Consider the following 13,916-nt stretch of genomic DNA (forward strand, 5'->3'; position numbering starts at 1 on the left):
CAAGACTGTCACGACCTGGATCGGTGCAGCAAGGGTGGGTCCCACCTAGCGGACGGCGAACCCCCGGCGGTGCCGCTCGGCCTCGATCACCTTCCAGCGGGCCAGGTTGTGGCGCGCGTCGGCGAGCGCGTCGTGCGCGTCGGCGGGCGGTGCGGGCAGTTTCGGCTTGCCCACGTCCTCCCAGCGCTGCCGCAGGTCGCGGGTGAACCGGGGCAGGCAGCGCGGCAGCGCGGGCATCGGGCCCCACAACTGGGCCAGCGCCACGTGGTCGTAGGCCGCGAACCACGCCCACAGCTCGATGTCGTCCCGGTTGGCCTTGGCACCGCCGACGAATTCCAGCAGGTCGCGGCGGATGCGCTCGCGACCGCGCCAGGCCCGGTCGGCGGGTGGCGGAAGCTGGGTGAGCACGTTCGCCCGCACCCACGGACCGGCCTTCTCCGGGTCGAACTCGGTCGACACGGCGTAGAACTCGCGGCCTTCCTCGTCGACCACCCCGATGGAGACGAGGTCGATCGTCACACCGTCTTCGATGAACTCACAGTCGTAGAAGAACCGCACCGCGCCAACCTTAAGGTGCGGTTCACCCGGCCTTCGTGCCGGGCAGCCGGTCGACGTCCCCGCCCGGCCGCTTCGGGTCGCCCTGCTCCTCCTTCGCCTTGGCCGCGTAGACGTCGACGTACTCCTGGCCGGACAGCTCCATCAGGGCGTACATGATCTCGTCGGTGATGGACCGCAGCACGAACCGGTCGCCGGACAGCCCCTCGTACCGGGAGAAGTCCAGCGGCTTGCCGATCTTGATCCGGATCGGGTGGGGCCGCCACATCTTCGAGCCGATGGGGTTGGCCTTGTCGGTGCCGAACATCGCGACCGGGATGACCGGCACGCCGGACTCCAGGGCGATCCAGGCGACGCCGACCTTGCCCTTGTAGAGCCGGCCGTCGGGCGAGCGGGTGCCCTCGGGGTAGATGCCGAGCAACTTGCCCTCGCGGACGATCCGCACGCCGGTGTCCAGCGCGCCCTGCGCCGCCGACGCCGAGGAGCGGTCGATCGGCACCTGGCCGACGCCGGAGAAGAACCAGCGCTGCAACGCGCCCTTGACGCCCTTGCCGGTGAAGTACTCGATCTTCGCCGGGAAGGTGACCCGGCGGGAGAGCTTGAGCGGCAGGAAGAACGAGTCGGAGACGGCGAGGTGGTTGGACGCCAGGATCGCACCGCCCTCCTTGGGGATGTTCTCCGCGCCCTCGATGATCCGGGGGCGGAAGAACAGCTTCAGGAGCGGCCCGAGAAAGATGTGTTTCATCAACCAGTAGAGCACTGCCGGCCGCGCCTCCTCGACGTGCTTGATCCCCGCGGGTCAGCCTACGGAGCCAACCGCACCAGGCACAACGAACCCGGGGTGCGGCCGGTGCGGTCGCGAGTCCCACCGACCGCCGCGATCCGCAACACCACGGCCTCGTGGGACGATGAAGTCTGGCAGAGGGTTCGCCTTCACTACCGGAGGGCTGGAGCACGCCGATGAACTCCCGACGCGACCCGGCGGACGGCCCGGAGGACGTGGACGCGACCTTCGCCGAGATCGTGGCCGGTCTGGAACGCGATGGCGTCGGCAGGACCTGGCCCGACGGCGAGGAGCCGGACGACGAGGCCGACGAGGCCGAGCCCGCCGGCCCGATCCGCCCGGAGGGCAAACCGGCCGTGGCGACGGTCGACGACGACCCGGACGAGGAGCCGGACGACGGCCCGGACGACCACTTCGTCCCCCCGGACCCGCCGCCGCTGCCCGTGCTGCGCGCCGGCACCATCGCCGCCCTGCTGCTGATCCTGCTCGGCGTGGTCCTGCTGCTGTTCCCGGGCCTGTTCGGCCTGGGGTCGTCGGTCGGCACCCCGCTGGCGCTGGTCGTGCTCTGCTCGGGCGCGGGCTGGCTGGTCCTGCGCATCCGCAACGGCCCACCGCCCGACTCGGGCTGGGACGACGGCGCGGTCCTGTAGCCGCTCGCGGTCGGGACCGGGGAGCACCGCCCCGGCAGCGCGTGCCGGTCGGGCCTAGCGGGCAGCGGCCAGGTCCCGGGCCAGGGTGGCCACGCCGACGATGCCGGCGTCGTCGCCGAGCTGCGCGGTGCGGATGCGGGCCAGGGGGCGGTGGCCCGCCCCGGTGACCACGGCCGAGTAGCGCTCGCGGGCCTCGTCCAGGAACAGGGGCGCGGACTCCGACACCCCGCCGCCGATCACCACGACCTCCGGGTCGTACACGTCGGCCACCAGCGCCAGGCCCTCGCCCAGCCAGCGGGCCAGGTCGGTCATCGCGCGGGTCGCCAGCGGGTCGCCGTCGCGGGCGGCGGCGGCGATGCGGCGGCCGGTCACCGCCCGGGAGTCACTCCGCGCCTCGCGGGCCAGCAGCGTCGACACGCCGGGGTGCCGGGCCAGCAGCTCCACCGCGGTCGTGGTCAGCGCCGTACCGCTGCAATACCGCTCCCAGCAGCCGTTCTTCCCGCACGCGCAGGGCCGCCCGTCCGGCACCAGGCGCAGGTGGCCGAGCTCCGGGGCGACGCCGTGGGCCCCGCGGAACACCTCGCCGTCGACCAGCAGCGCGCCCCCGATCCCGGTGCCGATCGCGACCAGCACCGCGATCCCCGCGCCCCGCGCCGAGCCGAACCGGTGCTCGGCGAGCGCCGCCGCGTTGGCGTCGTGCTCCAGCACCACGGGCAGCCCGACGCGCTCGGCGATCCGGTCGGCGACGGGGGCCTGCCGCCAGGCCAGGTGCGGCGCGAACCGGACGGTCCGGCGGTCCGGCGTGACGAAACCCGCCACCGCCAGCCCCACGGCGGCCACCCGGTGCCGCGAGGCCACCTCGGCGACGGTCGCGCCGATCGCCTCCTCCAGCGCCTCCTCCCCGGACGGGGTGGCGGCGCGGGCGGTGTCCAGCACGGCCCCGTCGGCGTCCACCACGCCGGCGCGGACGCTCGTCCCGCCGACGTCGACGCCGACGGTCAGCACTGCGGTCGCCGCCGGACCACCGGGATGTGCTGCACGTGCGACGCGGGCCCGGCGTCCTCCGCGTCGGCGGCGGCACCGGTGGCACCGGCCGCGTCGGCGGGCTCGGCCAGGGCGGCGCGCAGCACCGCGAGGAGACCGGCCACGTGCTCGGCGGCGCGGGCCGCGAGCTCCGAGCGGTCGCCGCGGACCAGCGCCGCCGCGTTGCACAGCGGGCACCAGTCGCAGGTCCGCTCGCCGTGCTCGCCGTGCTCGCGCTCGGCGAGCTTGTCCAGCCACGGTTGCGCGCGCTCCGAGGCGGCGTCCAGCAGCAGCCGGAGTTCCTCGGCGAGTTTCGCGTCCACGTTCCTCACCGCATCCACAGGTCGGGGTCGGGGCGGAAGCGCACCGCCAGGCCGTCGTCGTCCAGTTCCGCGCCGAGCACCACGCACCGCCGCAGCAGCGACGGCAGGGCGATCAGCCTGCGCCGCCCGTCGACGGTCACCGCCAGGTCGTCGCCGACCCGCGCGAGCTCCAGGTCCGAGTCGCCGACCGGCAGCGCCAGCCGCAACTCGTACTCGTCGCCCACCGGCACGACCTCGACCAGCGGCCCGGGGGTGCCGGCACCGCCCAGCGGGTCCGCGCCCCGGTAGAGGCCGTCCGCGACGTCCAGCAGGGCGGCCAGGCCGACCGGTTCGCCGGCGCGGTGCCCGACGGTCCGCAGCGGACCCAGGTCCAGCGACGCGAGCACGGCCTCCTGCTCGGCGCGCCGGGTGCGCAGCCACGTCGCGGCCGGGCCGGAATCGTCGCCGGGGTCCGGCACGAGCCGGTTGGCGATCACGCCGTCGACCCGGATGCCCTGCAACGCGAGCGCGGTGACGGTGCGGCGGGTCTCGGCGACGACCACCCGTTCGGGGGTGCAGACCAGCCGGACCGCCGTGGTGTCGGCGGTGAGCAGCGCGCGGAGCTGCTCCAGGTTCTCCGCGAGCCGGCCCAGCGCGTCGGCGGTGGCGTCCCACCTCTCCACCGAGGCCGCGGTGCCGGCCAGGCCGGCGAGCAGGCCGCGCACCACCCGGCGGTGGGTGGGGAACAGCCTTTCGAGGTAGGAGGCGAGGGCCTCGGGCAGCGCGAGCAGCCGCAACGTCTCGGCGGTCGGGCCGCAGTCGACCACGACCACGTCCCACGGCCCGGTGCGCGCCAACCGCTGCACCTCGGAGAGCGCGAGCAGCTCCTCGACGCCCGGCAGGACGGTCAGCTCCTCGGCGGCCAGCTCGTCCACGCCCGCGCCGGCCAGCACGGTCCGCAGGTGTCCGCGCAGCTCCCGCCAGGTGTCGTCGACCAGCGCGCGGGGGTCGATCTGCGCCGCGTGCAGACCGGCGTCCACCTCGGCGGGCGACGACCCGAGCGGCACGCCGAACGCGTCACCCAGCGAGTGCGCGGGATCGGTGGACACGACCAGGGTCTTGCGCCCGCCGGCGGCCAGTGCGGCGGACGTGGCGGCGGCGAGGGTGGTCTTGCCGACCCCGCCCTTGCCGGTGAACAGCAGCAGGCGCGCGCTCATCCAGCTTTTTCCACCCGGCGCTTGAGCTCCTTCAGCGCGGTGTCCATGATCATCTTCTCCGCTTTGCGGCGGAACAGGCCGATCATCGGCACCACGAGCTGCACGGACAGCGTGTAGGTCACCTCGGTCGAGCCGGCGCGCTCGGTGAAGGCGTAGCTGCCCTCCTGGGACTTCTGCATCTGCCCCTTGACCAGGTGCCACGAGATCCGCGAGCTCGACCACTCGTCGTAGGCGAGCACGTACTCGTCCTTGATCGGACCCTGGTCGATGTTGAACTTCACCTGCGCCGCGTAGCCGTCCGCGCCGGTCTCCAGCACCTCGGTGCGCTTCACCCCGTTGGCCCACTCGGGGTACGCGGCGAAGTCGGCGATCACCGCCACGATCTCGGAGGGAGCCGCGTCGATGACGATGGACTGGGTGGACTCGTCGGCCATGCCGGGGAGGCTACCCGGTGGTTCGGATCACCAGCGCAACACGTGGGGCGTGCCGCTGCGCTGGAAGTGGCCGACGTTCACGCACTCGGTCCACCCCACCCGCACGCGCCGCGCCATCGGCTGGTGCACGTGCCCGAACACCGACCAGCGGGGCCGGTCCCGGTGGATCGCGCCCAGCAGCGACGCGGAGCCCCACTCGGGCCGGCGCGCCACCACGTCGTAGGTCAGCTCGGCCACCGCCGGCGGGATGTGGGTGCACAGCACGTCCACCGGGCCCAGCCCGGCCAGCGCCGCGCCGAACTCCTCCTCGGTGCGCAGGTACGGGTACCAGGGCGAGCCGGGCCGGCGCACGAAACCCGGCGCGATCAGCGCGCCGCCGACGAACCCGAACCGCAGCCCGCCGATCTCCGCGGCCTCGCCGTCCAGCACGTGCACCCCGTCGCGGACGAATCGCGGCCACAGCTCGGGGCTGTCCACGTTGCCGGGTGTCGCGTAGGTCGGCGCGCTCATCGCCGCGAACAGCTCGGTGTACTGCTCCAGGACCGCTTCGCGGACCACGGCCGCCGCGTCGTCCAGGCTGTCCCACAGCGACCGGATGTAGCGCACGGTCTCCGCGCCCATCCGCTCGCGCCGCAGCCGGGCGAACACCCCGACCTTCTCCGCGCCGAACACCCGGCCGAGGATGCCCCGGCCGTGGTCGTGGTAGTCGACGAAGTCGACCAGGTCCCCCAGGACCACCAGTGCGTCGGCACCGTCGCCCGCGCGGGCGAGGGCCTCGGCGTTGCCGTGGACATCCGAGACGACGTGAACCCGCACCACACGGAATCTACGGCAGAACGGGCGGCACACCGGGCTCGCGACCCGCTTCCAAGGTCATTTTCAACCCCAAGGACACCTGTTTGGCGGCCAACTGGCGACGCCGGACCTCCCGCCGCAGGCGCTGGGGCGTGCTCTCGCCGGGCGGGTCGGCGCGCAGGAAGTAGTGCAGCAGGGTGCCGTCGAGCACCGGCTCCAGCCACACCTCCATGGTGCCCACCAGCGCGCCGCCGACGGTCCAGCGCAGGCCCTGCGCGCCGCGGTCGAGGTAGACGTCCAGAATGAGGTCGGGCCAGTACCGCGCCCACGACTCGGGAGCGGCGAAGGCGGCGGCGACCACCTCGGGAGGGACTGCGAGAAATGTCTCGTCGACGACGTCCACGCTCGGCACGGGTGGGAAGAGTGCCACGACACGGTCACGGTAAGGGGCACCGGCCTGGTGTATCGCCGGAATCACAGGCTAAGTTTCCGCACCGGTAACAAACAATCGTCCGGAGGTTGACGTGCGCGAGTTCAGCGTCCCCGCCACCGCCACTGTGGCTGCCGAGGAGAACCTCACCGACATGGTGCAGGCGAACGCGGAGCGCTTCGGCAACGCCGTCAGCTTCCGCCGCCGGGTGGACGGCACCTGGGTCGACGTGACGGCCCGTGATTTCGCCGCCCAGGTGACCGCGGTGGCCAAGGGCCTCATCGCGTCCGGGCTCCAGACCGGCGACCGGGTCGGCCTGATGTCCAAGACCCGCTACGAGTGGACCCTGCTCGACTTCGCCATCTGGCACGCGGGCGGGGTCGTGGTGCCCATCTACGAGACGTCGGCCGCCGAGCAGGTCGAGTGGATCCTGTCCGACGCGCAGGCCAAGGCCGTGTTCGTGGAGACCGCCGACCACCGGGCGACCCTCGACGCGATCGTGTCCGGGCTGCCCGATCTGCGCAGCGCCTGGCAGATCGACGGCCCGGAGGCGGACGCCGCCGGCGCGATCGACGAGCTGACCGCGCTGGGCGCGGGCGTGTCCGACGACGACGCGCGGGCCCGCCGCCGGGAGATCGGCGCGGACGACACCGCGACCATCGTCTACACCTCCGGCACCACCGGCCGGCCCAAGGGCTGCGAGCTCACGCACTACAACCTGCTCTCCGAGGTGCGCTCCGACGTGGCCGCGTTCCCGCAGCTCATGCAGGCGGGCAACTCGCTGCTGCTGTTCCTGCCGCTGGCGCACATCCTCGCCCGCGCGATCGCGCTGTGCGGGGTGTACACCCGGGTCACGCTCGGCCACACGCCGGACGTGCGGAACCTGGTCGACGACCTCCAGTCGTTCCGGCCGACGTTCGTGGTGGCCGTGCCCCGGGTGTTCGAGAAGGTCTACAACGGCGCGAAGCAGAAGGCGCACGCGGCGGGCAAGAGCAAGATCTTCGACGCCGCCGAGGCGACCGCCGTGGCGTACAGCGAGTCGTTGGACGGCGGCGGCCCGGGTCTGGGGCTCAAGCTCAAGCACGCGCTGTTCTCGAAGCTGGTCTTCTCCAAGCTCCGGGCGGCGCTGGGCGGCCGGTGCATCGCGGCGGTGTCCGGCGGCGCTCCGCTGGGCGACCGGCTGGCGCACTTCTTCCGCGGTGTGGGCGTGCCCGTGCTGGAGGGCTACGGCCTGACCGAGACCAGCGCGGCGGCGTGCGTGAACACCCAGACGGCGTTCCGGGTGGGCACGGTCGGCCGGCCGATCGCGGGCACCGCGGTGCGGATCGCCGAGGACGGCGAGATCCTGGTCAAGGGCGACGTGGTGTTCCGGTCGTACTGGAACAACCCGACCGCGACCGCGGAGGCCCTGGAAGACGGCTGGTTCCACAGCGGCGACCTGGGCGAGCTGGACGACGACGGCTACCTGCGGATCACCGGCCGGAAGAAGGAGATCATCGTCACCGCGGGCGGCAAGAACGTGTCGCCGGCCGTGCTGGAGGACCGCTTGCGGGCGCACCCGCTGATCAGCCAGTGCATGGTGGTGGGCGACTCGCAGCCGTTCATCGGCGCGCTGGTCACCATCGACGCGGAGTTCTTTCCGGCGTGGAAGGAGCAGAACGGCAAGTCGCCGTCGACGTCCGTGGCGGACCTGGTCGAGGACGAGACGCTGGTGGCCACCATCCAGGCCGCGGTGGACGAGGCCAACCAGTCGGTGTCCAAGGCCGAGGCGATCAGGAGGTTCCGCATCCTGCCGGTGGACTTCACCGAGGCGGGCGGCGAGATGACGCCCAGCCTGAAGCTGAAGCGCTCGGTGGTGGCGTCCACCTACCGGCAGGACATCGACGCGATCTACGCGAAATAAGACGGGTGGCCCGCACCCAGCAGGTGCGGGCCACCCGACCCCCAGTGATCGTCATCCGCTGTCGCGGATTCGAGGAGCTGTGCTGTCCCGGTCCCCCGACCGGGACGTCCCCAAGACTGCCCGACCGCGCTGTCGTATCGCTGACGCGGCGGTGACTCGGGCCGTCGGCGGCAGCCCGGCCGGTACCGCGCGGGCCGTTCGGCCGAGGGCCCGACCCCCTGTTCGGCCCTGGACGGGCGCACCGGACCGGTATGGCCCCACTTGCTCGGCCGGCGGCAGCGCGGCGCGCAGGCGGCGGTTGCGGCCGGACTGGCCGGGCGGGTACCGCGTCGGTCGGCTTCGGCGGCCTGCCCGTCCGACGCCCACCGGCGAGGTGGTCGTCGATCTCGACCTGGAGTGCGGTCGGCAGGGTGTCCGGGTCGGTCCTCACGAACTGATCTTGATTACCCTTCGTCCGCCTCCGGGCACCACCGCCGCCCGCGCGGCACTCGTCTAGCCGTCGATCAGGCACGCCAGCCGGACCGCCAGGTCGTCCCAGCGCCACTCGCGGGCCACCCACTCCCTGCCGGCCAGGCCCATCTTCACCGCCAGGTCGCGGTCCTCCAGCAGCCGACCGACCTCGGTCGCCACCTCGGACACCGCGCGCCCGTCCACCACCGTCCCGGTCACGCCGTCGCGCACGGTCTCCGGCGCGCCGCCGGACCGCCCGGCCACCACCGGCAGCCCGGTCGCCGACGCCTCCAGGTAGACGATCCCGAGCCCCTCCACGTCCAGCCCGCGCCCGCGCGTCCGGCACGGCATCGCGAACACGTCACCCGCGTTGTAGTGCGCCGGCAGCTCCGACCACGGCACGGACCCGGTCAGCACCACGTGCTCCGCGACGCCCACCGACGCCGCCAACCGCGTCAGCACGTCCGCGTGCGGCCCACCGCCGACCAGCAGCAGCGCCGCGCCGGGCACCTGCCGGCGGATCTGCGGCAGCGCCCGCACCAGCACGTCCTGCCCCTTGCGCGGTACCAGCCGCGACACGCACACCACGATCGGCCGCTCACCCAGCCGGTACCGGTCGCGGATCTCCGCGCGGCCCACCGGGTCGGGCGCGAACACGGCGGTGTCCACTCCGGACGGCAGGTGCTCCAGCGCGGCCATCGGCCCGAACGCGGCGGCGAACCGGGAGCGGGTGTAGCGGCTCACGAACGTCACCACGTCGACCGCGGAACCGATGGCGCGCAAGGACTGCCGTGCCACCGGCAGCATCGACCAGCCGACCTCGTGACCGTGCGTGCAGGCCACCACGCGGTGCGCGCCGGCGTCCCGCAGCCACGGGGTGAGCAGGGCCAGCGGTGCCGCCGCGCCGAACCACACCGCCTCGCACCGGTGGGACCGGACGATCTCCGCGGCGCGCCGCCGCACGTCCGGCGTGGGCAGCATCAGCGTGCCGGGGTGCCGGACCACCTCGAACGGCTGGACGGCGTCGAACTCGGGGTGCGAACCGGACGGCGACTCCCACGAGGGCGCGTAGACCACGAGGTCGGGCAGCCGGACCGCCAGTGCGTGCAGGTACGCCTGAATCCCACCCGGTCGGGGCGGGAAGTCGTTGGTCACCAGCAGCGTCCGGCGCACCGCCATCACGTTACGGGAACGCGGACCGGAGGAATTCCCGCCAACCGCGCACCAACTCGGTCGTGTCCACCCCGGTCGTGTCGAGCACCAGCGCGTCCACCTGCCCGTCGGTGAGCCGGCCGGCGCGGGCGATCCGCCGGTAGGTCTCCACCAGTCCCGGCTCGCCGAACCGCTGCGCCAGGTAGAGGGTGAACGACCACGACTCCTGGTAGGCCACTTCGGCGTCGCTGCCCCGGAACCGCTCGTCGGACGGCAGCGCGTCCGGCAGCGCCGCCTTCACCCGGGCGGCCAGCGCGGGGGCGGCCTCGTGCGGTGGCACGCCGCTGCCCCGGTGGCCCACGTAGTCCGCGAACCCCTCCAGCAGCCACATCGGCGCGCCGTCCACGGTCTCCCCGCGCGCGGCGACGTGCGTGATCTCGTGCCGCAGCAGCACCCGCAGCGCCAACGGCGACAGCACGTCCGCGCTGCCCGGGTTCAGCACCACCCGCTGCCCCTGCGCGGTGCGGGTGACCGGGTCCACCCGGTCGGCCAGCGCGACGCCCGCGACGGACCCGTCCGCGAACCCCGGTCCGACCAGCGCCTGGAGCTCGCGCGCGTCGGCCGGGATGAGCACCGCCACCCGGCGCGCCCACCCCGGGCCCCACACCTCGGTCACCGAGGCCACGGCGGTGTCCAGCTCGGCCAGCACCCGCGCGGCCAGCGGTTCGCCGCCGGGGTGGCCGAGCACGAACCCGCCCGCCCCGGTCAGCACCCGGCACGGCCCGAAGTCCCACGGCCCGCGCCAGGTGCGCTTGCCGAGCGGTTCCAGCGCGGTGTCCGAGTTGAGGTACCAGCGGTCACCCCGCCGGGTGAACAGGTAGGCCATGGCCTGCGTGCTGGGCACCGCGTCGACGCCGCGCAGCCGGTAGGCCAGCCGCACGTCCGGTGCCCACGACTCGTCGGCGGCGGGCAGCGCGAGGGCGGCCAGGTCGGTCTCGCCCTCCAGCCGGTACGCCCAGCCGTCCAGGGGCACGGCCTCGAGGTTGTGGAAGAGGTCGCGCTGGCGCTGCCGGAAGGCCGGGTCGGCGGACGGGTCGAGGTCGGCGGTGAACGCCGCCTCGTCGCGGTCCCGGACCGCGCGGGCCCGCCGGTCCAGCAGGTCGCGCACGGCGTGCTCGCGCGGGTCGGCGGCGGACGACGCGCCGGGCGGGGCGGCGGGCGGGACCGCCAGCGCCAGCCCGCACAGGAACGTGACGGCCACGACGGCGGCCAGCAGGACCCGGAAGCGGCTCACGGGTCCGCAACGTACTCGGCAGGGCCGCCCCGGTGCGGGACGGCCCTGCCGGGTGAGGTGCGGGATCAGCCCTCGATGCGGCGCATCGCGTAGATCGATCCCGGTGCCTCCAACGACACGATCTTCACCGGCACACCGTCGGTGGACGCGTGCACGACGGTCGCGTTGTCCACCGCCATGCCGACGTGGTTGCCGCCGTTGTAGATGATCAGGTCGCCCGCGCGGACCTCGCCGCGGGACACCGCGCGCCCGGCACCGGCCTGGCCGTTGCTCGTGCGCGGGATGGTGACCCCCGCCGACGCGTACGCCCGCGAGGTCAGACCGGAGCAGTCCCACACGTTCGGACCGGTCGCGCCGTACTGGTACATGTCGCCGCGCTGCTCCAGCGCGAACGCCAGCGCCGCGCCCGCGGTGCCCGAGGGCACCGAGATGTTCGACGTGTCACCGGGGTCGGCCAGCTTGGTCCGCTCGGGGGTGTTGAGCCGGGTGAGCTGGGTCTTGACCTCGTCGATCTGGCCGTCGAGGTCACCCTGGCGCTTCTTGATGTCGTCCGCGATCTTGGCCGACTCGTCGGTCGCCTTCTGCGCCCGGCCCTGGGCGTCGGATGCGGCGGTCTTGGCCGACTCCGCCGCGTTGACCGCACCCGCCAGCTTGTCCAGCGCCTCGCCGTTGTCGGCGGCGAGCACGCCCAGCGCCGACATCCGGTTCAGGAAGTCCTGCTGGGAGTCGCTCACCAGCAACGCCGACAGGTGGTTGAACCGCGCGCCCTCGAACGACGCCTCGGTCAGCTTGTCGACCTGGACGCGGAAGGTCTCCTCGTCGGTGCGGGCCTGGTCGCCCGCCTGGGAGGCCTGCGAGAGGTCCGCGTTGGCCTGGTCGAGCAGTTTCTGGTTGTTGTCGCGCTGCTCCTCGGCCCGGAGGAGTTCCTCGTTGAGCTTCGTGGCCTGCTCGGCCAGCTCGTTGTACTTCTTCAGCGCATCCGAAGCCGTGTCCGGCTGAGCCCCGGCGGGAACGGGCATGACGCCCACCGCCGCGGCGGCCACCGCCGTGGCCGCGATCGCCCCGCGCACACCGCGCTTGAGTCGTTGCGACGCCACAGTCGCGTGTCACTCCTAACGTATGAACCGCCTACCGGTCGGAGGCGCGGGTGAACGCACCTGCGCGACTGATCTGGCTTGGTGTTCCGGCTCGGCACCCCGACAGGCCGATTCGGCGGTGAACCCGCGTAGCCGTCCAGGATGGACGGCTGTCCGCCGCGAGATCTCGGCTAGGTTACGAAAGGTGGGGCCCGGCGTCCACCCGCAGGAGCCCGAAAACCTTTCAGGTTGACAACGATTCCCGAACGGTCGTCCCGTGACCTCGCAGTGTGACCAAGCGTGGTGTGAAAAACACGACGCGTGTCACACGCGGCCGAGCCGGGCCAGCAGCACGGCGGAGGGCACCGGGTGCGCACCCCGCCGCCGGACGGAGTCCGCCACCGCCCGGTCGGAGGTCACCACGACCACCGGACGGCCCTCCGGCTCGGCCGTGACCAGCGCCCGGATCACGTCGTCCGCCAGCACCCCGGGATCGCTGAACAGCACGCGGACACCGCGCGGCGCGCTGGTCGGCACGGCCACCACGCCCGCGCCGTCGAACACCAGCGTCACCTCCGCGCCGGTGCGCGCAGCGAGCACCGCGAGCTGGTGCACCAACCGGTCGCGCTGGTCGGACAGCGACAGCTCCGGATAACCCGTCTTGGTGACGTTGTAGCCGTCCACGATCAGGTGCACCGCGGGCAGCGCCAGCAACCGGTCCAACGCCGCCGGGTCCTCCACCCGGCCCACCGCCGACTGCGCGGCGCTCGCACCCCGCACCAGGTCCGCCGGGCGCGGCCCGGCACCGCCCAGGGCGAGCTCGCGGCGCAGCCCGTTCACCGCACCGTCCAACGTGTCCACCAGCAGCGCCAGCCGCACCTCGTCGGCTTGCCGGGCCTCCTTGGCGGACTGCCGGGCCACCTCGGCGTCGGCCGCCGCGCGCTGCGCCTTGCCCCGCTCGTTCTCCGCGCGCTCCCGCTCCCGGTCGCGCTCGGCGGTGATCCGCCGGACCTCCGCACCCGCCTCGCCCCGAACCCGCTCGGCCTCCGACAGCGCCGCCTCGGCCCGGTCCTTGGCCTCCCGCAGCCGCACGCCCTGCTCGCGCAGGCGCTTGCGCAACCGCTCCAGCTCGACCTCGGCCTCCTGCCGGATCTTGTCGGTGACGGTGGTGGACTCCGCGCGCTCGGCCTTGAGCCGCTCCAGCTCCTGCTCCAGCCGCTGCGCCCGCTGCACCGCGCCGTCCCGCTCGACCCGCAGCGCCGCCTCGGTCCCCCGCCGGGTCACCAGCTCGACGAAGTGGGCCGCGACCTCCTCCCCCAGCAGGATCGCCGCCGCGCCCGCCGCCACCGGGTCCGGCGCGGTCACCTCCAAGGCGGCCGGCCGGTTGCGCCGGAGCCACTCGACCACGGCCGCGCGGAAGTTCGCCGATCCGCGCAAACCGCCGATCAACGGCCCGCCGCCCAGCCGGGCGCGCTTGGTCGGCGCGAACCGCGCGACCGCGCGCAACGACTGCGGCACGTCGACTTTCGCCAGATCGCCCAGGGCGTCGGCGCTGAGCTCGGCCAAGCGGGCGCGCAGCGGCTCCGGCAACGCCCCCCAGTCCACAGTGGACTCGACGGGCGCGTCCGGTTCTCCGGTCACGAGCTCGTCGGCGGACGCTGTCGGGTCTTGCACCCGTACAGGCTACGACAGCGTTGAATGGCCGCGACTCCGTCGCGGCGGCTCGGCCGCCTGGAAGTCGGCGGCTCGCGATCCGTTTCCCGCCGATCGAAGAGCGTGATCGGCGGGAAACGGGTCGCGAACCACCGACGCGGCCTCGCGGGGGTGGCCGGTGAGGAGCGGAACGGAGCG

The 13,916-nt window shown here is 73.6% G+C and carries 14 protein-coding genes; 2 read left to right on the forward strand and 12 right to left on the reverse strand.

Annotated elements, in window-relative coordinates; all coding sequences use genetic code 11:
* Positions 1-45: 45 nt before the first annotated feature.
* Together AB0G01_RS09360 and AB0G01_RS09365 are read right to left on the reverse strand one after the other, a co-directional pair.
* Entirely contained in the window at positions 46-558 is a 513-nt protein-coding gene (locus AB0G01_RS09360) for a polyadenylate-specific 3'-exoribonuclease AS (protein WP_360941699.1), read from the reverse strand.
* 22 nt (positions 559-580) lie between these two features.
* Complete coding sequence (locus AB0G01_RS09365) at positions 581-1,315, reverse strand: lysophospholipid acyltransferase family protein (protein ID WP_360941702.1); 735 nt, start codon at positions 1,313-1,315, stop codon at positions 581-583.
* Positions 1,316-1,515: 200 nt separating this feature from the next.
* On the opposite strand from AB0G01_RS09365, the gene AB0G01_RS09370 reads away from it, so the two are divergent.
* Complete coding sequence (locus AB0G01_RS09370; RefSeq protein ID WP_360941705.1) at positions 1,516-1,989, forward strand: hypothetical protein; 474 nt, start codon at positions 1,516-1,518, stop codon at positions 1,987-1,989.
* A gap of 54 nt (positions 1,990-2,043) precedes the next feature.
* Here AB0G01_RS09370 and AB0G01_RS09375 read toward each other — a convergent pair whose 3' ends face one another.
* From AB0G01_RS09375 to AB0G01_RS09400, 6 genes are read right to left on the reverse strand one after another with little or no spacing between them, the layout of a single operon-like run.
* Positions 2,044-2,994 (reverse strand): ROK family glucokinase, encoded by a 951-nt coding sequence (locus AB0G01_RS09375; RefSeq protein ID WP_360941708.1) that lies wholly within the window; start codon positions 2,992-2,994, stop codon positions 2,044-2,046.
* Positions 2,988-3,335, reverse strand: coding sequence for a hypothetical protein (locus tag AB0G01_RS09380; RefSeq protein WP_360941711.1), 348 nt, complete (start codon positions 3,333-3,335; stop codon positions 2,988-2,990). The genes AB0G01_RS09375 and AB0G01_RS09380 overlap by 7 nt, the downstream gene beginning before the upstream one ends.
* A gap of 5 nt (positions 3,336-3,340) precedes the next feature.
* Entirely contained in the window at positions 3,341-4,531 is a 1,191-nt protein-coding gene (locus tag AB0G01_RS09385; protein WP_360941714.1) for an ArsA family ATPase, read from the reverse strand.
* Positions 4,528-4,965: an SRPBCC family protein gene (locus tag AB0G01_RS09390; RefSeq protein ID WP_360941717.1), complete on the reverse strand. Its 438-nt coding sequence runs from the start codon at positions 4,963-4,965 to the stop codon at positions 4,528-4,530. Before AB0G01_RS09390 ends, AB0G01_RS09385 begins: the two co-directional genes overlap by 4 nt.
* A gap of 27 nt (positions 4,966-4,992) precedes the next feature.
* Entirely contained in the window at positions 4,993-5,781 is a 789-nt protein-coding gene (locus AB0G01_RS09395; protein WP_360941720.1) for a metallophosphoesterase, read from the reverse strand.
* Positions 5,782-5,791: 10 nt separating this feature from the next.
* Entirely contained in the window at positions 5,792-6,190 is a 399-nt protein-coding gene (locus AB0G01_RS09400; protein WP_360941723.1) for a polyketide cyclase / dehydrase and lipid transport, read from the reverse strand.
* 94 nt (positions 6,191-6,284) lie between these two features.
* On the opposite strand from AB0G01_RS09400, the gene AB0G01_RS09405 reads away from it, so the two are divergent.
* A complete protein-coding gene (locus AB0G01_RS09405; protein WP_360941726.1) occupies positions 6,285-8,093 on the forward strand; it encodes a long-chain fatty acid--CoA ligase in 1,809 nt (602 codons plus the stop codon).
* 492 nt (positions 8,094-8,585) lie between these two features.
* Here AB0G01_RS09405 and AB0G01_RS09410 read toward each other — a convergent pair whose 3' ends face one another.
* The 4 genes from AB0G01_RS09410 to AB0G01_RS09425 form a co-directional block, all read right to left on the reverse strand.
* Positions 8,586-9,716 carry a glycosyltransferase family 4 protein gene (locus AB0G01_RS09410; RefSeq protein ID WP_360941729.1) on the reverse strand — a complete coding sequence of 377 codons (1,131 nt, stop codon included), beginning with the start codon at positions 9,714-9,716 and terminating at the stop codon, positions 8,586-8,588.
* Positions 9,717-9,726: 10 nt separating this feature from the next.
* The gene (locus AB0G01_RS09415; protein WP_360941732.1) at positions 9,727-10,989 is read right to left on the reverse strand and encodes a hypothetical protein; all 1,263 of its coding nucleotides are present in this window, start codon (positions 10,987-10,989) and stop codon (positions 9,727-9,729) included.
* A gap of 65 nt (positions 10,990-11,054) precedes the next feature.
* Entirely contained in the window at positions 11,055-12,086 is a 1,032-nt protein-coding gene (locus AB0G01_RS09420) for an NlpC/P60 family protein (RefSeq protein WP_360941735.1), read from the reverse strand.
* A 303-nt stretch (positions 12,087-12,389) separates the two neighbouring features.
* Positions 12,390-13,706, reverse strand: coding sequence for an NYN domain-containing protein (locus tag AB0G01_RS09425; RefSeq protein WP_360943266.1), 1,317 nt, complete (start codon positions 13,704-13,706; stop codon positions 12,390-12,392).
* Between the last annotated feature and the right edge of the window lie 210 nt (positions 13,707-13,916).

It is taken from the genome of Actinosynnema sp. NPDC023587, from assembly GCF_040640215.1.
In the GTDB taxonomy this organism is placed as follows: Bacteria; Actinomycetota; Actinomycetes; order Mycobacteriales; family Pseudonocardiaceae; genus Actinosynnema.